Annotated in this window: 20 protein-coding genes and 1 tRNA gene; 11 read left to right on the forward strand and 10 right to left on the reverse strand. The window is 64.4% G+C overall.

Translation table 11 applies throughout. The features are described from left to right. Nucleotide 1 precedes the first annotated feature (1 nt). The 6 genes from ACFPTO_RS24675 to lpxC all read left to right on the forward strand — a co-directional run bounded on the left by ACFPTO_RS24675 (nucleotide 2) and on the right by lpxC (nucleotide 6,430). Complete coding sequence (locus ACFPTO_RS24675) at nucleotides 2–943, forward strand: D-alanine--D-alanine ligase (RefSeq protein WP_377715653.1); 942 nt, start codon at nucleotides 2–4, stop codon at nucleotides 941–943. Between the two features lie 60 nt (nucleotides 944–1,003). Next, nucleotides 1,004–1,756, forward strand: coding sequence for a cell division protein FtsQ/DivIB (locus tag ACFPTO_RS24680; RefSeq protein WP_377715655.1), 753 nt, complete (start codon nucleotides 1,004–1,006; stop codon nucleotides 1,754–1,756). A 27-nt stretch (nucleotides 1,757–1,783) separates the two neighbouring features. Beyond that, complete coding sequence (gene ftsA, locus ACFPTO_RS24685; RefSeq protein WP_296655414.1) at nucleotides 1,784–3,016, forward strand: cell division protein FtsA; 1,233 nt, start codon at nucleotides 1,784–1,786, stop codon at nucleotides 3,014–3,016. Nucleotides 3,017–3,183: 167 nt separating this feature from the next. Next, on the forward strand, nucleotides 3,184–4,383 hold the full coding sequence (ftsZ, locus tag ACFPTO_RS24690) for a cell division protein FtsZ (RefSeq protein ID WP_377715657.1): 1,200 nt from the start codon (nucleotides 3,184–3,186) through the stop codon (nucleotides 4,381–4,383). Between the two features lie 365 nt (nucleotides 4,384–4,748). Beyond that, a complete protein-coding gene (locus ACFPTO_RS24695) occupies nucleotides 4,749–5,258 on the forward strand; it encodes a peroxiredoxin (RefSeq protein WP_377715659.1) in 510 nt (169 codons plus the stop codon). A gap of 254 nt (nucleotides 5,259–5,512) precedes the next feature. Beyond that, nucleotides 5,513–6,430 (forward strand): UDP-3-O-acyl-N-acetylglucosamine deacetylase, encoded by a 918-nt coding sequence (lpxC, locus tag ACFPTO_RS24700; protein WP_296655422.1) that lies wholly within the window; start codon nucleotides 5,513–5,515, stop codon nucleotides 6,428–6,430. 138 nt (nucleotides 6,431–6,568) lie between these two features. Here the strand turns inward: lpxC and ACFPTO_RS24705 are convergent, their stop codons facing one another. After that, a complete protein-coding gene (locus ACFPTO_RS24705; RefSeq protein WP_377715661.1) occupies nucleotides 6,569–7,042 on the reverse strand; it encodes a DciA family protein in 474 nt (157 codons plus the stop codon). 357 nt (nucleotides 7,043–7,399) lie between these two features. Here ACFPTO_RS24705 and secA point away from each other — a divergent pair, with 357 nt between their 5' ends. The 4 genes from secA (at nucleotide 7,400) to mutT (ending at nucleotide 12,965) form a co-directional block, all read left to right on the forward strand. Further along, nucleotides 7,400–10,204, forward strand: coding sequence for a preprotein translocase subunit SecA (gene secA / locus ACFPTO_RS24710; protein ID WP_377715663.1), 2,805 nt, complete (start codon nucleotides 7,400–7,402; stop codon nucleotides 10,202–10,204). Nucleotides 10,205–10,396: 192 nt separating this feature from the next. Further along, complete coding sequence (gene argJ, locus ACFPTO_RS24715) at nucleotides 10,397–11,638, forward strand: bifunctional glutamate N-acetyltransferase/amino-acid acetyltransferase ArgJ (protein WP_377715665.1); 1,242 nt, start codon at nucleotides 10,397–10,399, stop codon at nucleotides 11,636–11,638. Nucleotides 11,639–11,673: 35 nt separating this feature from the next. Further along, the gene (locus tag ACFPTO_RS24720) at nucleotides 11,674–12,546 is read left to right on the forward strand and encodes an ATP-binding protein (protein ID WP_377715667.1); all 873 of its coding nucleotides are present in this window, start codon (nucleotides 11,674–11,676) and stop codon (nucleotides 12,544–12,546) included. Next, entirely contained in the window at nucleotides 12,543–12,965 is a 423-nt protein-coding gene (gene mutT, locus ACFPTO_RS24725; protein WP_377715669.1) for an 8-oxo-dGTP diphosphatase MutT, read from the forward strand. The genes ACFPTO_RS24720 and mutT overlap by 4 nt, the downstream gene beginning before the upstream one ends. A 97-nt stretch (nucleotides 12,966–13,062) precedes the next feature. Here mutT and ACFPTO_RS24730 read toward each other — a convergent pair whose 3' ends face one another. The 9 genes from ACFPTO_RS24730 to ACFPTO_RS24770 form a co-directional block, all read right to left on the reverse strand. Next, entirely contained in the window at nucleotides 13,063–13,257 is a 195-nt protein-coding gene (locus tag ACFPTO_RS24730) for a DNA gyrase inhibitor YacG (protein ID WP_377715671.1), read from the reverse strand. A gap of 51 nt (nucleotides 13,258–13,308) precedes the next feature. Beyond that, on the reverse strand, nucleotides 13,309–14,064 hold the full coding sequence (gene zapD / locus ACFPTO_RS24735; RefSeq protein WP_293042848.1) for a cell division protein ZapD: 756 nt from the start codon (nucleotides 14,062–14,064) through the stop codon (nucleotides 13,309–13,311). 91 nt (nucleotides 14,065–14,155) lie between these two features. Further along, complete coding sequence (gene coaE / locus ACFPTO_RS24740; RefSeq protein ID WP_377715673.1) at nucleotides 14,156–14,785, reverse strand: dephospho-CoA kinase; 630 nt, start codon at nucleotides 14,783–14,785, stop codon at nucleotides 14,156–14,158. A 3-nt stretch (nucleotides 14,786–14,788) separates the two neighbouring features. Continuing rightward, nucleotides 14,789–15,721 (reverse strand): prepilin peptidase, encoded by a 933-nt coding sequence (locus ACFPTO_RS24745; RefSeq protein ID WP_377715675.1) that lies wholly within the window; start codon nucleotides 15,719–15,721, stop codon nucleotides 14,789–14,791. Between the two features lie 27 nt (nucleotides 15,722–15,748). Further along, nucleotides 15,749–16,975, reverse strand: a complete 1,227-nt coding sequence (locus ACFPTO_RS24750) for a type II secretion system F family protein (protein ID WP_377715677.1) — start codon at nucleotides 16,973–16,975, stop codon at nucleotides 15,749–15,751. Next, the gene (locus ACFPTO_RS24755) at nucleotides 16,972–18,294 is read right to left on the reverse strand and encodes a GspE/PulE family protein (RefSeq protein WP_377715679.1); all 1,323 of its coding nucleotides are present in this window, start codon (nucleotides 18,292–18,294) and stop codon (nucleotides 16,972–16,974) included. Before ACFPTO_RS24755 ends, ACFPTO_RS24750 begins: the two co-directional genes overlap by 4 nt. 76 nt (nucleotides 18,295–18,370) lie before the next feature. Further along, complete coding sequence (locus ACFPTO_RS24760; RefSeq protein WP_377715681.1) at nucleotides 18,371–19,678, reverse strand: HlyC/CorC family transporter; 1,308 nt, start codon at nucleotides 19,676–19,678, stop codon at nucleotides 18,371–18,373. A gap of 250 nt (nucleotides 19,679–19,928) precedes the next feature. Further along, nucleotides 19,929–20,005: transfer RNA gene (locus tag ACFPTO_RS24765), tRNA-Pro, on the reverse strand. A gap of 58 nt (nucleotides 20,006–20,063) precedes the next feature. Continuing rightward, nucleotides 20,064–21,056: a polyprenyl synthetase family protein gene (locus ACFPTO_RS24770; RefSeq protein WP_377715683.1), complete on the reverse strand. Its 993-nt coding sequence runs from the start codon at nucleotides 21,054–21,056 to the stop codon at nucleotides 20,064–20,066. Between the two features lie 353 nt (nucleotides 21,057–21,409). Here ACFPTO_RS24770 and rplU point away from each other — a divergent pair, with 353 nt between their 5' ends. Further along, on the forward strand, nucleotides 21,410–21,721 hold the full coding sequence (gene rplU / locus ACFPTO_RS24775) for a 50S ribosomal protein L21 (protein ID WP_007180329.1): 312 nt from the start codon (nucleotides 21,410–21,412) through the stop codon (nucleotides 21,719–21,721). Nucleotides 21,722–21,731 lie beyond the last annotated feature (10 nt).

The raw sequence follows: 21,731 nt of genomic DNA on the forward strand, positions 1-21,731 counted from the left end.
GATGAGCGACATTGATCCCAAGCGGTTCGGCAAGGTAGCGGTGTTGTTCGGCGGTGTGTCCGCCGAACGCGAGGTGTCGCTCAAGTCCGGCCGCCTCGTGTATGAAGCGCTGCGTGGCGCAGGCATCGACGCACATCTGTTCGACCCGTCCGAGCGGCCGCTTTCGGCGCTCAAGGAAGAGGGCTTCGTGCGCGCGTTCAACGCACTGCACGGCGGCTACGGCGAGAACGGCCAGATCCAGGGCGCGCTCGACTTCGAGGGCATCCGTTACACGGGCACGGGCGTGCTCGGCTCGGCGCTCGGCATGGACAAATTCCGCGCCAAGCTCGTGTGGCAGCAACTCGGCATTCCGACGCCGCCGTTCGAAACCGTGCTGCGCGACGACGACTACGCGGCGAAGGCGCCTGCCATCGTGGCGAAGCTCGGCCTGCCGCTCTTCGTGAAGCCGGCGTGCGAAGGTTCCAGCGTTGCGGTCATCAAGGTGAAGAGCGCCGCCGAACTCGCACCGGCGCTCGAAGAGGCCGCGAAGTTCGACAAGATCGTGCTGGTGGAGAAGAGCATCGAAGGCGGCGGCGAGTACACCGCGTGCATCGCGGGCGACCTCGACTTGCCGCTCATCAAGATCGTGCCCGCGGGCGAGTTCTACGACTACGACGCGAAGTATCTGCTCGACAGCACGCAATACCTGATTCCTTGCGGCGTGGCGCCGGAGGAAGAGGCGCGCCTGAAGAAGCTCGCGCGGCTCGCGTTCGAGGTGCTCGGCTGCAGCGAGTGGGGCCGTGCCGATTTCATGATCGACGGCGCGGGCAACCCGTATTTCCTCGAGGTGAATACGGCGCCGGGCATGACCGATCACTCGCTGCCGCCGAAGGCGGCGCGCGCCATCGGCATCTCGTATCAGGACCTGGTCGTGCAGGTGCTCGCGCTTACGTTGAAGGATTGACGCCACTAACGGACCTTTACCGACGAATTGAATTAAGCCAACTGACGCAACAATCTCGACATGTGGAATAACGTACGCCAGCTCAACCTCGCCGCCAATGCAATGCATGCGCTTCTCGCGCTTGCATTGCTGGTGGCCGGCGGTTTCTGGCTGGTGCAGCGGCCGAATTTTGCGCTGCGCGAAATCCGCATCGAGGGCGACACCGACCACATCAATGCGCCGACCGTACGGGCGAGCGTGGTTGGCCGTCTGAAAGGCAACTTCTTCACCGTCGATCTCGATGCCGCGCGCCAGGCATTCGAGCAGATGCCGTGGGTGCGCCACGCGAGCGTGCGTCGCGTGTGGCCGAACGCGCTGGCGGTGAACCTCGAAGAGTACAAGCCGATCGCCACCTGGGGCAGCGATCAGCTCGTGAGCACGGACGGCGAGTTGTTCACCGCGAACCAGGCCGAACTCGACGACGAACTGCCCGCGTTCGACGGTCCTGAAGGCAGTGCGAAAGAGGTCGTTGCGCGTTACCGCGATTTCGTCAAATGGTTTGCGCCTCTTGGCCTCACCCCGGACGAAGTGACGCTCTCGCCGCGCTACGCATGGACCGTAAAGCTTTCGAACGGCACGCAGGTGGAACTCGGCCGCGAGCGCAACGCGGACACGCTCGGGGAGCGCTCGCGCCGGCTCATCGCGGCATGGGCGGCGGTCACGCAACGTTGGGGGGAAGACGTCCAGTATGCGGATTTGCGCTATCCGAATGGATTTGCGATTCGAGCGGCCGGCATGCGCTTTATCAGCGACACGGCCACCGGCAAGAAGTAACAGCACATCACACGCAACGAGCACGCTATGAGTAAAGACTACAAAGATCTGCTGGTCTCCCTCGACATCGGGACGTCGAAGGTGGTGGCCGTTGTCGCCGAGTTGAAGGGCGAAGGCCACTACGAGGTGATCGGACTCGGCCAGAGCGAATCGAAGGGGCTCAAGAAGGGCGTCGTGGTGAATATCGAGGCCACGGTGCAGTCCATTCAACGCGCGCTCGAAGAAGCGGAGCTGATGGCCGACTGCAAGATCACGAACGTGTTTACCGGCATCGCGGGCAGCCATATTCGCAGCTTCAATTCGAGCGGGATGGTCGCGATCAAGGAGAAGGAAGTCACGCAGGCGGACGTCGCGCGCGTGATCGAGACCGCGAAGGCGATCAACATCCCGACCGACCAGCAGGTGCTGCACATCCTCACGCAGGAATTCATCATCGACGGCCAGGAAGACGTGCGCGAGCCGATCGGCATGAGCGGCATCCGTCTCGAAGTGAAGGTGCACATCGTCACGGGCGCGGTGAGCGCGGCGCAGAACGTCGTGAAGTGCGTGCGCCGCTGCGGCCTCGAAGTGAACGATCTGATCCTGCAGCCGCTGGCGTCGTCGCTCGCGGTGCTGACCGAGGACGAGAAGGAACTCGGCGTCGTGCTGGTGGACGTGGGCGGCGGCACGACCGACATCGCGATCTTCAGCGAAGGCGCGATTCGCCAGACGGCGGTGATTCCGATCGCGGGCGACCAGGTGACGAGCGACATCGCGATGGCGCTGCGTACGCCGACGCCCGACGCGGAAGACATCAAGGTGAGCTACGGCATCGCGAAGCAGGCGCTGGCCGACCCGGACGAGATGATCGAAGTGCCGGGGCTCGGCGAGCGCGGTCCGCGCACGCTGTCGCGTCAGGCGCTGGCGGCCGTGATCGAGCCGCGCGTGGAAGAACTTTTCTCGCTCGTGCAACAGGTCGTGCGCGAGTCGGGTTACGAAGAACTGCTGAGTTCGGGCGTCGTGCTGACGGGCGGCGCCGCGATGATGCCGGGCATGGTCGAACTCGGCGAGGACATTTTCCTCAAGCCGGTGCGCATCGGCGTGCCGGAGTATGCGGGCGGTCTCGCGGACGTCGTGCGCAATCCGCGCTACTCGACGGCGATGGGCCTGCTCGCGGAAGGCCGCTCGCAGCGCATGCGCGGTCGCAAGGTTGCAGTGCAGTCGGGATCAATGGGCCAGGTCTTCTCGCGGATGAAGGACTGGTTCCTCGGCAACTTCTGACGGCAGGGCTGGAAACAAGCAGTGAACAAGCAGGGAACAAGCAGGGAACAAGCGATTAACAGATGAGAATACGCGCCGGTGACGGCGGCCGGCGCGCACAGGGAGGTTGCCCGATCTTCCTGCGGATAACGGCCGAAGAGCGGTATCTCTTTCTTGACGGAGGCAACATGGAATTCCAGATGCTGGAAACGGAAACCAACGGCACCATCATCAAGGTGGTGGGCGTAGGTGGCGCTGGCGGCAATGCCGTGCAGCACATGATCAACCGCGGCGTTCAGGGCGTCGACTTCATCGTGATGAACACGGATGCGCAGGCGCTTTCGCGCTCGCGCGCATCGGCCGTGATCCAGCTCGGCAACACTGGCCTTGGCGCCGGTGCGAAGCCGGAAATGGGCCGCCTGGCGGCTGAAGAAGCACGCGAGCGCATCGCCGACGCACTGCTCGGCGCGCACATGGTGTTCATCACCGCGGGCATGGGCGGCGGCACCGGTACGGGCGCAGCCCCGGTCGTGGCGCAGATCGCCAAGGAAATGGGCATTCTGACTGTTGGCGTCGTGAGCAAGCCGTTCGAGTTCGAAGGCGGCAAGCGTATGCGCGTGGCAGAAGCCGGTGCGCAGCAACTGGAGGATCACGTCGACTCGCTGATTGTCGTGCTCAACGACAAGCTGTTCGACGTGATGGGCGATGACGCCGAGATGGACAAGTGCTTCCAGTGCGCGGACGACGTTCTGAACAACGCAGTGGCCGGTATCGCCGAAATCATCAACGTCGACGGTCTGGTGAACGTCGACTTCGAAGACGTGAAGACGGTGATGGGCGAGCAGGGCAAGGCGATGATGGGCACGGCGACGGTGGCCGGCGTCGATCGCGCGCGCCTCGCTGCCGAACAGGCCGTGGCGAGCCCGCTGCTCGAAGGCGTCGATCTGTCTGGCGCGCGCGGCGTGCTGGTCAACATCACGTCGAGCCGTTCGCTGCGTTTGTCGGAAACGCGCGAAGTGATGAACACCATCAAGAGCTACGCGGCGGAAGACGCCACGGTGATCTTCGGCGCGGTGTACGACGACGCGATGGGCGACGCGCTGCGCGTGACGGTGGTTGCGACGGGCCTCGGCCGCGCGGCGAAGAAGCAGCAGTCGGCGGCGCCGATGACGCTGCTGCGTACCGGCACGGACAACCATCCGGTTCCGGCGATGCAGTCGTACGCACCGCAGTCCTCGGCGGGCACGACGGCCGATTACGGCGCGCTCGATACGCCGGCTGTGTGGCGCACGTCGCGCGACACCGCGGCTTCGCACGTTCAGGCGCTGCAGGAAAAGGGCGTCGATACGTACGATATCCCGGCGTTCCTGCGCAAGCAGGCGGACTGAGGGCTGGCGTACATGGGACCAGCGTGCGGTGCGGCCAGGCCGGAGTGAGTACGGCGAGATCTGAGTGAGCGATGTGGGACCTGAGCGGGCGGTAAAGCGCGGCTCCGGTCGGCATGCCTGCTTTGGTCGCCAGGTAATACGCCAGCTCCGGCCGACGCGCGCGACGCGTCGCAATGAAAGCCAGCAGGGCCGTGTCCGCGAGGACGTACGGTCGGGATGGTTGCCCGCTGCGTTTGTGCGAGCTTTATGCGAGCGGCGGACGGCGTGCCGTCTGACGATCCTGAAAGCCTGATGGCAGATAATGGCGGGATGTCGCGCATTGAACGCTGATGCACCGATGCGAAGGACGAGTAGCAGGACGAGTAGTGATCAAACTGGGTGAATCGCTGCCGGACGTGAACCTCCACGAATTCGTCGAGGACATGCACGAAGGCTGCACGCAGGGGCCGAAAAGCCTGAGCGTGCGTGAAGAGGCGGCGGGCAAATGCGTGGTGATCTTCGGATTGCCGCGTGCATTCACGCCCGCGACTTCGGCGAGACAGGTGCTGGGATACGTCGAGTGGGCCGAGGCGATTGCCCCGGCTGGCATCGACGAAATCTGGTACGTGTCGGTTAGCGATGCGTTCGTGATGGGCGCGTGGGGACGCGATCTGCGTACCGCGGGCAAGGTACGCGCGATGGGCGACGGCAGTGCAACATTCACCCGGGCGCTTGGTCTGGAGCAGGATTTGTCGGCGCGTGGCATGGGCATTCGCTCCCTGCGCTACGCAATGGTGGTCGACGACGGCGTGGTCAAGACGCTGGATGTCGAAGCACCCGGCAAGTTCGAAGTAAGGGATGTGTCGAACATCCACGCAACGTTGAGGCCCGAATGAGCGCTTCGACCGGCGACACGTTGCCGCAGCGCAACGAGCCGACGGCGCAAATGTGACGGGCCATTACGTCGCACCAGGCGGGCCGATGACCGAAAACGCCTCCGTTTCGGACATCGGCTCCGCTGCTTTTCCCGCTCGCGTAATAGCGGGAAACAGATTGTCACGCTGAGGGAAACAGCGAAAACCCTATATCTGGAGTATAATTCGCGCTATTAGTTAAAAAATCCCGATTGGGATTTTCAATGGGCAGAGTCATGTTGAAGCAGCGAACCATCAAATCGATCGTGAAAACGGTCGGCATCGGCCTGCACTCGGGCCGCAAAGTCGACTTGACGCTCCGTCCGGCTGCGCCGGATACGGGCATCGTGTTTTCGCGCGTGGATTTGCCGACGCCGGTGGATATTCCCGCGTCGGCGATGTCGATTGGCGATACGCGTCTCGCGTCGGTGCTGCAGAAAGACGGCGCGCGCGTCTCGACGGTCGAGCACCTGATGTCCGCGTGCGCGGGCCTTGGCATCGACAACCTCTACGTCGACGTGACCGCCGAGGAAATTCCGATCATGGACGGCAGCGCGGCCTCGTTCGTGTTCCTGATCCAGTCGGCCGGAATCGAAGAACAGAACGCCGCGAAGAAATTCATCAAGGTCAAGAAGCCCGTGGAAATCCGCGAGGGCGACAAGTTCGCGCGCCTCGATCCGTATTTCGGCTTCAAGCTCAAGTTCACGATCGATTTTCGCCATCCGGCTGTCGACAAGACGGGCCAGGCGCTCGAAGTCGATTTTGCCAACACGTCGTATGTGCGCGAAATCGCGCGCGCCCGCACGTTCGGCTTCGCGCACGAGGTTGAAATGATGCGCGAGCTGGGCCTTGCGCGCGGCGGCAGCATGGACAACGCGATCGTGCTCGACGAATACCGCATCCTGAACAACGACGGCCTGCGCTACGACGACGAATTCGTGAAGCACAAGATGCTCGACGCCATCGGCGATCTTTATGTGGTGGGGCACCCGCTGCTCGCGTCGTACACGGCGTACAAGTCGGGCCACGGCCTGAACAACCTGCTGCTGCGCGAATTGCTCAAGCACGAAGACGCTTACGAGATCGTCACCTTCGACGACATGCACAAGGCGCCGCGCGGCTTCGGCTACGAAGCGCAGACCGCATTCGCCTGAGCGCGAACGCGTCAGACGATCAGCGAAAAGGGCGGCAACATACCGCCCTTTTTCAATTTCAGCGCTTCATTTCTCGCTGCATCAATTCCTGCTCGCATCGCCGTGTGCCGCTATCGCTGCATAACCGGCTAGCGCGGATCAGCGCTTGTTCGAATGGCGCGCCGCCATTTTTGCCAGCGCGATTTGCAGCGGCGAAGGCGGCAATTCCTCGCTGAGCGCCCGCAGCGCAGCCGCGCCGACCGGCGTCATGCGCGCCTGTTTGGGCGGTTTCGTTTCCTTGACCGACTGCGGACGCACGCGGATACGCACGGCGTCGAGCGGCCAGCCGCGCGCCTGCAGATCGGCAACGAGGCGCGGTTCCAGATGCCGCAGCCGCGCCGCGAGCGCATTATGGGCGGTGAAGAGCGCGAGCTTGCCGTCCTTGATGAAGCCCGGCTCTACGCTCGCCGCGAGGTAATCGGGCAGCAGTGCGTCGAGGTCGCGCTGCATCGCCGCCATCTGCTCGACGCCGGCGCGCAGCGGCGCGAACGCGTCGGTGCGGCTTAGCAGTTCGCTCACGGGCTGGGCGTAGCGCGGCGCAGACGGCCTTGAAAATGGCGAGAAACGGCTCATGTTGGGAAGAGGACGGGCGCACACGTAACGTCGCGTGCAATTGCCGCCATTGTAGCTTGCACGGCAAGCGCCCACGCGCCTTCCGGCCGTCTGGCCCGGACCTGCCAGCAGGCAGGCCATACAGCCGGGCCCACACAGCCGGGAGGCTTTCCGTGCGGGCATTTGGCGCGCCATCTCGTCTTGCCGCTGACATAAGCGGGCATGAGGGTGCGTGCTAAAATGCCCGATTCGAATCCACCATTTTGGGCTTAAGCCGCCGAGGTCTTTCCGATTCGGGTACAGCCGCAGGTTTGGCAGGTTGAACGCCGAAAACCACGCACGAATCCCGACCGAAGCCGCGACGCAGACACCGATCCGATGACCACCGGTTTCTTACAGAAAATCTTTGGCAGCCGCAATCAGCGCCTGATCAAGCAATATCAGAAGACGGTCGCGGCGATCAATGCGCTCGAACCGCAGATCGAGCAGTACAGCGACGAGCAACTGCGCGCGAAGACCGTTGAGTTCCGCGAGCGCGTGGCGAACGGCGCGTCGCTCGACGAGCTGCTGCCGGAAGCTTTCGCGGTCTGCCGCGAGGCCAGCAAGCGCGTGCTCAAGATGCGCCACTTCGACGTCCAGCTGATCGGCGGCATGGTGCTCCATTACGGCAAGATCGCCGAAATGCGCACCGGCGAGGGCAAGACGCTCGTCGCAACGCTCGCGGCCTACCTGAACGCGCTCTCCGGGCGCGGCGTGCACGTCGTGACGGTGAACGATTACCTCGCGCAGCGCGACGCCGAATGGATGGGCCGCCTGTACAACTTCCTGGGCTTGAGCGTCGGCGTGAACCTGTCGCAGATGGACCACGCTATGAAGCAGCAGGCGTACAGCTCGGATATCACGTACGGCACGAACAACGAGTTCGGCTTCGACTACCTGCGCGACAACATGGTCTACGAGACCGACGCGCGCGTGCAGCGTGCGCTGAACTTCGCCGTCGTCGACGAAGTGGACTCGATCCTGATCGACGAAGCGCGCACGCCGCTCATCATCTCCGGCCAGGCCGAAGATCACACCGAACTCTACGTGCGCATGAATGCGCTGCCGCCGCTGCTCGAGCGCCAGATCGGCGAAGAGAAGGCCGACGGCACGGGCGTCGAAAAGCCGGGCGACTATACGCTCGACGAAAAGGGCCGCCAGGTGTTCCTCACGGAGTCCGGCCACGAGAAGGCCGAACGCATGCTCTCCGAGTGGGGCCTGATCGGCGATGGCGAAAGCCTTTACGCGCCGCAGAACATCACGCTGATGCACCACGTGTACGCGGCCCTGCGCGCGCACACGCTGTTCTTCAAGGACCAGCACTACGTGGTGCAGAACGGCGAAGTCATCATCGTCGACGAATTCACCGGCCGTCTGATGTCCGGCCGCCGCTGGTCGGATGGCCTGCATCAGGCCGTCGAGGCGAAGGAACACGTGAAGATCCAGAGCGAGAACCAGACGCTCGCTTCGATCACGTTCCAGAACTACTTCCGCATGTACGGGAAGCTGTCGGGCATGACCGGCACCGCCGACACGGAAGCGTACGAATTCAACGAGATCTACGGCCTCGAAACCGTCGTGATCCCGACGAACCGCGTACCCAAGCGTGCCGACAAGCAGGATCAGATCTACAAGAGCGCCCGCGAGCGTTACGACGCCGTGATCCGCGACATCCGCGAGTGCTATGAGCGCGGTCAGCCGGTGCTCGTCGGCACGACGTCGATCGAAAACTCCGAACTGCTCTCCGACCTGCTCACGAAGGCCGGGCTGCCGCACGAAGTGCTCAACGCGAAGCAGCACGCGCGCGAAGCGGCAATCGTCGCCGAAGCGGGCCGTCCGCAGCGCATCACGATCGCCACGAACATGGCGGGCCGCGGTACCGACATCGTGCTCGGCGGCAACGCCGAAAAGCAGGCGTCGTTCATCGAGGCCGACGAATCGATTGCCGACGACGAAAAGACGCGCCGCATCCAGCAGCTCAACGACGAATGGCAGACGCTGCACGATCATGTGAAGGCCGCCGGCGGTCTGCACATCATCGGCACCGAGCGCCACGAGTCGCGCCGTATCGACAACCAGCTGCGCGGCCGTGCGGGCCGTCAGGGCGATCCGGGTTCGTCGCGCTTCTATCTGTCGCTCGAAGACCCGCTGCTGCGCATTTTCGCTGGCGACCGCGTGCGTTCCATCATGGACCGCCTGAAGATGCCCGAAGGCGAGGCGATCGAGGCAGGCATCGTCACGCGTTCGATCGAGTCGGCGCAGCGCAAGGTCGAAGCGCGCAACTTCGATATCCGCAAGCAGCTGCTCGAATACGACGACGTGTCGAACGACCAGCGCAAGGTGATCTACCAGCAGCGCAACGAACTGCTCGAAGCGCACGACATCACCGAAACCATCGGCGCGATGCGTCACGGCGTGATGTCCGAACTCGTGCGCGAGTTCGTGCCCGCGGGCAGCATCGAGGAACAGTGGGACGTGCCCGAGCTGGAGGAAGTGCTGCGCAACGAATGGCAGCTCGACCTGGCGATTCAGGAGATGATCAACGAGTCGTCGTCGATCGACGCCGACGAGATTCTCGAAGCCGTGCTCGCCGCCGCCGACGAAGCCTACGAGCAGAAGGTCGCACTCGTCGGACGCGAATCGTTCAGCGCATTCGAGCGCTCGGTCATGCTGCAGACGCTCGACCGCAGCTGGCGCGAACACCTCGCGGCGCTCGACCATCTGCGCCAGGGCATCCATCTGCGCGGCTATGCGCAGAAGAATCCGAAGCAGGAATACAAGCGCGAGGCGTTCGAACTGTTCGCCGCGATGCTCGACGCCGTGAAGAACGAAGTCACGAAGATCGTGATGAACGTGCAGATCCAGTCGCCCGAGCAGCTCGAAGAGGCCGCCGAACAGATGGACGAGCAGGGCGGTCATCTCGTCGATAATGTCGAGTTCCGCCACGCGGAATTCGCCGAAGCCGATGCAGTGGCGGCGGCGCCGGTTGCGGCCGATGCGGCTGCGGCGATGGTCGGCGCGGCCATGAGCCACGCGCACGCCGCCGCGCCGGACGGCCAGAACATGCCGAAGGTGGGCCGCAACGATCCGTGCCCGTGCGGCAGCGGCAAGAAGTACAAGCAGTGCCACGGCAAGATCGCGTGATGCCGGGCGGCGCGCGTACCGTACGTACACGCGCCGCTGTTAGTTTTACGCGGCTCTGCAGTTGGCGCCGCCGTTGACCTTGCAGTTGATTCCGTGGCCCGGACTTCGTTTCCGGGCCTTGCCTTTTGATTCCCAATGCCGGCCAGGCTGAAAGCGCCTCGGTCGGCATTGCCTTTTCGACAGGTCGCCACCATGGCTGTCAATTTTCCCTCGATCGATCCCGCGCAACTTCATCCGGTGGCCGGCGTGACGCTTGGCTGGGCCGAAGCCAACATCCGCAAGCCCAACCGCAAGGACGTGCTCGTGATTTCCGTCGACGAAGGCGCGAGCGTCGCGGGCGTGTTCACGCTGAACCGCTTCTGCGCGGCGCCAGTGACGGTGTGCCGCGAGCATCTCGCGAAGGTGCGCGGCGGCGGCAAGGGAATCCGCGCGCTCGTCATCAACACGGGCAACGCGAACGCGGGCACGGGCGAGCCCGGTCTTGCCGACGCGCGCGCGACCTGCGATGAACTCGCGCGTCTCGCGGGCATCGAGCCCGCGCAGGTGCTGCCGTTCTCGACGGGCGTGATTCTGGAGCCGCTGCCGATCGACCGCCTGAAGGCCGGCCTGCCTGCCGCGCTCGCGAACCGCAAGACCGCGAACTGGTACGACGCGGCGCAATCGATCATGACCACCGACACGCTGCCGAAGGCCGCGTCGCGCCAGGTCGTGATCGATGGCCACACGGTCACGCTCACGGGCATCAGCAAGGGCGCGGGCATGATCAAGCCGAACATGGCGACGATGCTCGGCTTCCTCGCATTCGATGCGAACGTGGCGCAGCCGGTGCTCGACGAACTCGTGAAGCACGTCGCGGACCGCTCGTTCAACTGCATCACCATCGACGGCGATACGTCGACGAACGACTCGTTCATGTTGATCGCCTCGGGCAAGTCGAGCTTGCCGGCCATCACGTCGACGGACTCGCCCGCCTATGCGGCGCTGCGCGATGCCGTGACCGAAGTCGCGCAGACGCTCTCGCAGCTGATCGTGCGCGACGGCGAAGGCGCGACGAAGTTCATGACGGTGCAGGTCGAAGGCGGCAAGGACGTCGCCGAATGCCGCCAGATCGCCTACGCGATCGGCCACTCGCCGCTCGTGAAGACGGCCTTCTACGCGTCGGATCCCAACCTCGGCCGCATCCTGGCCGCGATCGGCTATGCGGGTGTGACGGATCTCGATGTCGGCAAGATCGACCTCTATCTCGACGACGTGCTCGTCGCGAAGAGCGGCGGGCGCAACCCGGCGTATCGCGAGGAAGACGGCCAGCGCGTCATGAAGAAGAGCGAGATCCTGATCCGCGTGCTGCTGGGCCGCGGCGATGCGCAGGCCACGGTCTGGACCTGCGACCTCTCGCACGACTACGTGAGCATCAACGCCGACTACCGCTCCTGATCCTGCGGCTTACGGTTCTTCAAGCCTTTACGCACATGGACAAGCTCGAACAGTTTCTGACCCGCGCCGAAGCATTGATCGGCCGCCTCGAAGCGGTGCTGCCACCGGCCGCTCCGGTCGTCGACTGGAACGCGGCGGTGGCGTTTCGCTGGCGCAAGCGTCAGGGCCGCGGCTATCTGCAGCCGGTGCCGTCGGTGTCGCCGATTACGCTCGACGACCTGCAGAACATCGACCGCCAGAAAGATCTCATCGAACGCAACACGCGCCAGTTCGTGCAGCAGAAGCCCGCGAACAACGTGCTGCTCACTGGTGCGCGCGGCACGGGTAAATCTTCGCTGATCAAGGCGTGCCTGAACGCATTCGCGAACGACGGCCTGCGCCTCATCGAAGTCGATAAAGACGATCTGCACGATCTGGGCGACATCGTCGATCTGATCTCGGGGCGCACCGAGCGTTTTATCGTGTTCTGCGACGACCTCTCGTTCGAGGAAGGCGAATCGGGTTACAAGGCGCTCAAGGTGGCGCTGGACGGCTCGGTGGCCGCACAGGGCGACAACGTGCTGATCTACGCGACCTCGAACCGCCGCCACTTGCTGCCCGAGTACATGAGCGAGAACGAGACGTACCGGCACATGCCGGACGGCGAAATCCATCCGGGCGAGGTGATCGAGGAGAAGATCTCGCTGTCCGAGCGCTTCGGCCTGTGGGTGAGCTTCTATCCGTTCAAGCAGGACGACTATCTGACGATCGTCGGCCACTGGCTGCGCCATTTCGGCTGTGGCGACGCCGATGTCGAAGCCGCGCGCGGCGACGCGCTCGTCTGGGCGCTGGAGCGCGGCTCGCGCTCGGGCCGCGTCGCGTGGCAGTTCGCGCGCGACTGGTCGGGCAAGAAGGTGCAAGACACATGAGCGGCGCCAACGGAGCAGGTAAGGCGCAGATGCGGCCGGTAACCGAAGTGGCGGTTGGCGTGATGGTGCAGCCGGATGGCCGCTATCTGCTGGCGCAGCGCCCCGACGGCAAGCCCTACGCGGGCTACTGGGAGTTTCCGGGCGGCAAGCTGGAGGCGGGCGAGTCGGTCGAGGCGGCGCTTGCGCGCGAGCTGCACGAGGAACTGGGCATCGACGTGAAGGCGTGCCATCTGTGGCACACGCTCGAACACGATTACCCGCACGCCTACGTGCGCCTCTATTTCTGCAAGGTGACCGAGTGGAGCGGCGAGCCGCACGGACGCGAGGGCCAGGCGTTCGTCTGGCAGTCGCTGCCGGCGAGCGTCGAACCGCTTCTGCCAGCCGCCATTCCCGTGCTGGAATTGCTGGCAGCCGAGTGAGGCGACAAAAAAAAGCCGCTGCGTGAATCGCGTAGCGGCTTTTTGCTTTTCGTGCGCCTGCTTGTTGGCCAGCTTATTGACCTGTGTATTGGCCCGATTACTGGCGCGTGTCGGTGGGGGGCGCGTCGTCGGGCGGCGTCTCTTCGTCGTTACCGCCGATGCGGTACTTTTCGGCGGCCCAGGCGCCCAGGTCGATCTGCCTGCACCGTTCGGAGCAGAACGGGCGGAACCGGTTTTCCGGCACCCAGCGGACATCCTTGCCGCAAGTCGGACATTTGACGACGGTGACCATTTGCTTAGCCGGCTGCTGCCGCGTTGGTGAACATGTTGCCGCGACGCGACATCAAAGGCTGCACAGCGTCAGCTGGAACGGCACGTCGACATCGACGGCGCGCGGCCGCAGATCGCCGTCCTGCACGGTGAAGCGCACCCACAGCATGTACTTGTTGGCGCTCGCTTCCGGGATCATGCGCAAATCCGGTGCCACGCGTACCTGCATCAGCTGATAGGCACGGCCCGCGAGCATCTGCTGGTAGCTGCCCTGCATCGCCATCACCTTCGACGCCTGACCCGATTCGCGCGCGAGACGCAGCACGATCGAGGCCGCGTCGCGCAGCGGCAGCAGCGGCATTACCCACTTGGCGATGTCTTGACGGCGCTGGTCGGGATGCAATTGTTGCCATGCGTAGTACGACGGCAGGTCGAACTTGCAGGTGCCGCCCGGAATGATCGCGCGGCTGCGGATGCTCGTGAGCCACTCGTTTTCGGAGAGATGCTGGCCGGTCTTGCCCTGCATCTGCGTGAGGCCCGCGAGTGTCTGCTCGATTTCGCCGAGCACGGTTTCGAGCGCGTTCTGTTCGATGCCGGGATTGCCGCGGAACGGTGCGAGCGTCTGACGTTGCCTTTCGAGTTCCTTCATCAGGTCCGACTTGAGGTCGGCGCGGCCTGCGACTTCCGCGATTTCGAAAAGCGTGGTGAGCGCGACGTGGTGTTCCCTCGGATCCTCCTGCGTCAGGAAAAACGTGAAGCGCTCGAACAGGTCTTCGAGGCGCAGCAGCGTACGGATTCGCTCGTTGAAGGGATACTCGTAAAGAATCAAGCGCGCTCGCCTCTGGCGTGGTCGGTGAAGGATTGCAGCACATTCTAATGCCGCAAGACTACGGTCGCAATCTTGCCGAGGCTGCTGTAGCTCAGGCGTGCGGGCCTGCTGCCTGTTCCTGTGCGAGCGCAAGCGCGATGTACTTCGCGTGCAGTGCGTCCACGTCGCGGCCGAGTGTTTCGAGCGATGCGCCGTCGTTGAGCACGGCATCGTCGGCCGCGGCGAGACGCGCCTCGCGCGTGACCTGGCGCGCGATGATGGCGAGCACCTGCTCGCGCGTGAAACCATTGCGGCGCATGACGCGTGCGATCTGTGTCTCGACGCTGCAGTCGACATCGAGTACACGGTCGACGCGCTGCTTCCAGGTACCGGATTCCACGAGAAGCGGCACCACGACGATCACATAGGGCCCGCTCGCCGCGCGCGACGCCCGCTCGGTCTCCGAGCGGATCAGCGGATGCGTGATCGCTTCGAGCCGCTTGCGCGCCGATTCGTCGCTAAAGACCAGCGCGCGCATGCGGGCGCGGTCCATCGAGCCGTCGGATGCGACGAATTCGGGTCCGAATTGTTCCAGGATCTGTGGCATTGCGGCGCCGTGGGGCGCCGTGATCCGATGGGCGATCAGATCGGTGTCGATCACCGGCACGCCGCGTGCCGCAAACAGATCCGCCACAGTCGATTTGCCGCTGCCGATGCCTCCTGTCAGTCCGACTGAGAACATCGATCAGTTCCCCCACACAAAATAGAGCGGCGTGCCTGCGAACAGCATGACAAACGCGCCCAACGCGAGATACGGACCGAACGGCAGCGGCTCTTCGAAGCGCATGCGACCGGTCCATGTGGCCGCGAGTCCGATCACGGCGCCCGCGACGGCGGCGATTGCGACGATCTGGGGCAGCGCGCCCCAGCCGAGCCAAGCGCCAAGCGCGGCCAGCAGCTTGAAATCGCCCTGGCCCATGCCTTCGATGCCGCGCAACAGCCGGAACAGCCAGTAGATGCACCAGAGTGCGAGATAGCCCGCGATGGCGCCGATCACGGCATCGTGCAGGCTGACGAACGTGCCGGACAGATTCACGATCAGTCCGGCCCAGAGCATCGGCTGCGTGATTTCGTCGTAAAGCATCTGATGTTCGAGATCGATCGCGCTTGCGGCAATCAGCGCCGCGCACAGGGCGAACGCGGCCAGCGCCTTGCCCGAAGGGCCGAACACGGCGAGTGCGAGCAGCGCACAAATCGCGCCCGCGAGTTCGATGAGCGGATAGCGAATGCTCACGCGCGCGCGGCAGTGGCTGCAGCGTCCGCGCAGTACGAGCCAGCTCAGCACGGGAATGTTTTCCCACGCGCGCAGTACGTGGCCGCAGTGCGGGCAGGCGCTGCGCGGAAGCCACAGGTTGTAGCGGCTGGGCAGGCCGTCGTCGGCGAGGTGCTCGCCGGTGGTTTCCGCGGCGTCGCCGGAACCAGCGGAGGCGGCGGCATCGGCGGCATCGGCGCGCCAGGCGCGTTCGAGCATGATCGGCAGGCGATGCACGACCACGTTCAGAAAGCTGCCCACGACGAGCCCCAGCACGATTGCCAGGCACGCCAGAACGGCGGGCGGCAACGCACCGAGTGGTCCGTCAGACGCGAACCCGGAAGTGAACAGAATATGAGCGGGCATGAGAGGTATTGGAATCTGGCAGCGATGCTACACCACGTTGCCGAGTTGAATGATAGGAAGATACATCGCGACGACAAGTCCGCCGACGAGCGCGCCGAGCACGACGATCACGAGCGGCTCGCACAAACTCGAAAGCAGCCCGATTTTTTCGTCAACCTGACGGTCGGCGAGCGACGCGACGTCGAGCAGCATCGCGTCGAGCGCACCCGACTCTTCAGCGACGGCAACCGGCTGGATCACTTCGGCAGGAAAGCAGCCGGCAGCGCGCATGGCGGCCGCGAGCCGCTCGCCATGCCGCAGCCGTGCGCTGACGCCCGCAGTCGCGTGGTCGAAGTAAGCGTTGCCGCTGGCATGGGTGAGCGAGTCGAATGCGTCGGCGAGCGGTGTGCCCGCCGCGAGTAGCGTGCCGAGCGCCCGGCTCCAGCGCGCCGCGCAGAGTGCGGTGAGCAGCGTGCCCACGAGCGGCGGTTTCAGCGCGAGGCGACCGAAGGCGATGCGAGCGCGCGCGGAGCGTCGCATCGCGACGCGCGCTGCGAACACGGCTGTCGCGCAACACGCAGTGACGGGCAGACTCCATCGTGCCGCTCCCGCTGACAGCATCAGCACGAACTGCGTGGGCGCTGGCAATGCCGCGCCGAAGCCTTCGAAGATCTGCTTGAACGTGGGTACGACCCAGATGAGCAATGCCGCCGTGATCGCGACCGCGAGCAACAGCACGGCAACCGGATAGGTGAGCGCGGCACGCACTTTGGCACGCTGCGCGGCGGCGCGCTCGCGATCGTCGGCGATACGCGCGAGCACGGCGGGCAGTGCGCCCGACGCCTCGCCGACCGCCACCAGCTGGCAATACAGTGCGCCGAAACGCTGAGGATGGCGTGCGAGTGAATCGGAGAAGCGCATGCCGGTGGCGATATCGCGCGCGAGCGTGCCGACGATGCGCGGCATGCCCTGCGGTCCCGGTGACTGTGCAAGCAGGTCGAGTGCAGGCGCAAGCGGCAGGCCGGCGCGCAGGAGGCTCGACAACTGGCGTGTGAAACGCGTGATGTCCGCGGGACTGGCGTGTGGGACCGGTGCCGCGCGCTGTCGCGCGAGCACTGTGACCGTGATGCGTTCGCGCTTGAGCGCGTCGCGCACGGCGGCGGCGTCGATAGCGATCGACGTGCCGCGCCTGGGTGCGCCCGTCGCGTCAACGCCGTGCCAGGCGAACCGCCATTCAGAAGGCGCGCGATCCGGATGGGGGCGTGCGGGCGTCATGGCGAATCCGTGGCCGAGAGCGCCTCGGCGAGGCTCGTCGTGCCGTCGCGTACGCGTGCCAGTGCGGCTTCGCGCAGCGTCGCCGCGCCGTCCGCGCGCGCCTGCTGTGCAATGACGTGTGCACCTTGCTTCGCGACGATCCGTTCGCGCATCGCAGCCGTGACTGGCATGACCTCATGGATTCCGATGCGCCCGCGATATCCGATGCCATGGCACGATTCGCAGCCGCATGCTTCGTAAATCGTTTGATCGCCGTCCAGCCCGGCCGCGCGCAACGCTGCCGCCGATTCCCGGGCCGGTACGCGGCATTGCGGGCATAGCCGCCGTACGAGCCGCTGAGCCGTGACGAGCCGCAGCGCGCCCGCGAGGTTATAAGGCTCGACGCCGATATCGATCAGGCGCGCGGCAGCCGCGGGCGCGTCGTTGGTGTGCAGTGTCGAGAGCACGAGGTGTCCGGTCTGCGCGGCTTTCACCGCGACGCTCGCGGTTTCCTCGTCGCGAATCTCGCCGATCATGATCACGTCCGGGTCCTGGCGCAGCAGTGCGCGCAGGGCGACGGCAAACGTGAGCCCGGCCTTCTCGCGCACGTTGACCTGGTTGATGCCCGCGAGCTGGATCTCGGCGGGATCTTCCACCGAGCACAGATTGCGTGAGTCGTTGTTGAGCATCTGCAGAAAGCAGTACAGCGAGAGCGTCTTGCCGCTGCCGGTCGGCCCCGTCACGAGCACGAGGCCGTGCGGTGCGCGGATCGCATCGGCGACGCTCTGCCGCTGTGCTTCGTCGAGCCCGAGCGCCGCGAGCGTGAGGTTCTCGGGCAACGCTTCGAGCCGCCGCAACACGAGCTTTTCGCCGAACAGCGTGGGCAGCGAATTCACGCGATAGTCTTCGGCGGCTTGCGTCGGCAGCGGCGATATGAGCCGCAGACGGCCGTCGAGCGGAACGCGCCGCTCGGCGATATCCATGCGTGCGAGCACCTTGACGCGTGTGATGAACGCATCGCGCAGATGCCTGGGCGGCCGCGCCACCTCGTGCAGCACGCCATCGATGCGCAGCCGGATACGCCAGCCGTGCTCGAGCGGCTCGACATGAAGATCGGAGGCGTTGCGGCGTGCCGCAACGCTCAGCATGTCGGTGAGGAGACGCACGGCGGGAGCGTCGTCGACGCCCGCCGAGGCAGCGGGTGTGGCCGATGCAGCCGCCGCTGCGGGAGTGGCGAAGAGCGGCGCGGGCACCGCGGGGCGCGGCGCGCCGCCGCTCGCCGCAGACTGAAGAGCCGCGAATACGCGGCTCGACGCCAAACGATCAGGAATGGAAAACATCGGACGGAGCCACCTCGAACAAGGAACGGCTCCATCATCGAACGGCGCACGGCTCGCGCGCCATTCAGCCAGACGGCTAACGGCGCGACAGCAGCTTCTTCGTTTTCTTCGGCGGGTTCACGCCCGGCTTGAAGAGCTTCACCGTGCGCACGGCCTGATCGTCGCTGCGCAGCACTTCGAGCTTCGCGTCGCCGATCTGCACGCACACGTCGCCTTCTGGAATCTCTTCGAGCGCTTCGAGGATCAGGCCGTTGAGCGTCTTCGGTCCGTCGGTGGGAAGCGTCAGGTGGAGCCAGCGGTTCAGTTCGCGCAACGGCATGCTGCCGGGCACGATGCATTCGCCGTCCTCGTTCCAGCCGCCGCGGCCTGCGCCGCTCCTCGGCAGCGTCGTCGTGAATTCGCCGATCAGTTCCTCGATGATGTCTTCCGGCGTGACGATGCCTTCCATCTCGCCGTATTCGTTCACGACGAGCGCGATGCGGTGGCGGCTTTCCTGGAAGTACTGAAGCTGCTGGAACACGGGCGTGCCGGTCGGCACGAAGTAGGGATCGGCGAGCAGCTCGCGCAGCGTCTCGCGGTCCACTTGCCGGTTGTGCAGCGCGGATAGCGTCTTGCGCACGTGCAGCACGCCCAGCACGCGGTCGATATCGCCCTGATAGACGATCAGCTTGTTGTGATAGCAGGTTTCGAGCTGATGCAGGATGTCTTCGAGCGGCGCTTCGAAGTCGAGCGCCTCGACGCGGCGGCGCGGGATCATCACATCGTCGACGGTGATGTTTTCGAGATCGAACAGGTTCAGCAGGATGCTGCGGTGCTTGGTCGGCATGAAGCTGCCGGATTCGAGCACGATGGTGCGCAGTTCCTCGGTCGAGAGGCGCTGGTCGCGACCCTGGCTCGTGTTGATGCGCAACAGGCGCAGGACGCCGTTCGCGAACTGGTTCACGAACCACACGACAGGCTTGGTGACGCGCATGAGCGGCGCGATCATGAGGCTCGCGGGCAGGGCGATCTTCTCGGGGAAGGTCGCGCCGACGATCTTCGGCATGATTTCCGCGAACACGATGATCAGGAATGCGACGATACCGGTCGCGATCGACAGGACCAGATTGTCATGGCCGAACGTGCGCAGCGCGATCGAGGTGGTGAGGACCGGGATGATCGTGTTGAACAGGTTGTTGCCGATCAGGATCACCGTGAGCAGCAGGTCGGTGCGGCCGAGCAGGTTTTGCGCGGTCTTCGCGCCGAGCGCGCCGTGGTTGACGAGATATTTCAGTCGATGACGGTTGAGCGCCATCATCGACGTTTCAGAGATGGAGAAGAAGCCGGAGCCGATGAGCAGGAGTAAGACGGCGCAAACTTGCGCCCATAAAGGAATTTGGTCCACGCGTCGTGAATGTCAGAGTGAGTGAAACGGATGAGATGACTATAGCAGAGGGGGTCTTGCGGGACTGGCGCTGCGATGCAGCCGGCGTTGGAGTGCACACAGAGGCGGACGGTGCACGGGGACTTGGGCCATCCCGGTCGCGCGGCAGGCGCGAAGTGAGCCTTCGAAGTGCGCCTTGAGCCTCAAGAAGCAAGCCTTGGAAAGCAGGCAAAAAAAAACCGCACAACATGTGTGCGGTTTTTCGAAATTCTGGTCGGGGTGAGAGGATTCGAACCTCCGGCCTCTACGTCCCGAACGTAGCGCTCTACCAGGCTAAGCTACACCCCGAAATTTCCTGCTATTCATCCTGCTACTCAATTAGACTTTACAGCTCGCTTCGTCTTCTTCAAGACTGGCGCGTCGTCGAGTAAGAACATAATTCTAGCAGGCTATCTTTGTAAATGGAAGAGGGGAACGCTGAAATTGCATCGGCGGCGGCCTGTGCCTCGGCATTCGCGCACGCGAGCGTGTGATCGAGCGCGCCCGAGCGTGTGATCGCCGTGAAGATTTCATTGAAGCGCGTCGTGCCGCCTTGCTCGATGGCTTCGCGCGCAAGCGCCGATTCCGCTGCCGTGCCGTGCTCGATCAGCCAGATGAGCGGCAGCGTGGGCTTGCCTTCGCGCAGATCGTCGCCGGCGTTCTTGCCCATCGCTTCGGCCGTGCCTGCGTAGTCGAGCCAGTCGTCCATGATCTGGAACGCCGTGCCGATGCGGCGGCCGAACTCCGCAGCCGCTTCCTCGGTGCGTGCATCCGACCCCGAGAGCACCGCGCCGAGCTGCGCCGCAGCCTCGAAGAGCTTCGCCGTCTTGTAACGGATCACGCGCATGTAGCGGGACACGTCCACGTCGGCGTCGTGCATGTTCAGGAGCTGGAGCACTTCGCCTTCGGAGATGATCGTCGTGGCTTGCGACAGGATTTCCATCACGCGCATCTTGCCCACGCCCACCATCATTTCGAACGAGCGCGAATACAGATAATCGCCGACCAGCACGCTCGCCGCGTTGCCAAACAGCGCATTGGCCGTCTGGCGGCCGCGCCGCAGGTCGGATTCGTCGACCACGTCGTCGTGCAGCAGCGTCGCCGTGTGGATGAACTCGACCACGGCGGCGAGTGAGTGCCGGTGCGTGCTGCGGTCGCCGAGCGCGCCAGCCACGAGCAGCAGCAGCGCCGGGCGCAGCCGTTTGCCTCCCGCGCCGATGATGTACTCGGAGATCTGGTTGATCAGCATCACCTCGGACGCCAGGCTTTGCCGGATGACGCGGTTGACCTGCTCCATGTCAGCGGCGATCGGGGCAAGCAGGGTAGTTGCGCTGGGGGTAGGGGTGGCGGTGGACGGCATGATGACGTTTATCGATAGTGCCGCGGATTATAAGGCGAATCGCGCGATTCCCGGACGTTGTCATACTGTCCTGGCCGCTTCCGCGTCGCTTCCTGGTCGGCTTCCGCGCAGCTTCACCGTGGTTTCCAGGCACTTTCCTGGCAGTTTCCAGGTAGCGAGCGGCGATCCCGTCAGGGGGCGGCGCCCGGAAAACGTGCGCCGGGCGGTGCCTGGACGCCTGTGGGCGTTCGGTGTCAAGGAGTTTTGACTGCGTATCTAACTCCATGTATAATCAGCGGTTTCCAGCGCCAAATGCAGCCTGCACGTGCAGGTTTGTCAACAAGCTGGAAAGTATTCTCAGAGTGAGGTTCTCAATGTACGCGGTCATAAAAACCGGCGGCAAGCAGTATAAGGTTGCCGTTGGCGAAAAACTTAAAGTAGAACAGATACCGGCAGACATTGACGCAGAAATCACGCTCGACCAGGTTCTCGCAGTGGGCGAAGGCGAATCGATTAAGTTCGGTACGCCGCTGGTCAGTGGGGCTTCCGTCAAGGCTACCGTTGTCTCGCAAGGTCGTCACGCCAAAGTGACCATCTTCAAGATGCGTCGCCGGAAGCACTACCAGAAGCACGGCGGCCACCGCCAGAACTACACCGAACTGCGCATCGACGCGATCAACGCTTAAGTCGACGCAA

It is taken from the genome of Paraburkholderia denitrificans (assembly GCF_042655705.1).
GTDB classification, from domain to species: Bacteria; Pseudomonadota; Gammaproteobacteria; order Burkholderiales; family Burkholderiaceae; genus Paraburkholderia; species Paraburkholderia denitrificans.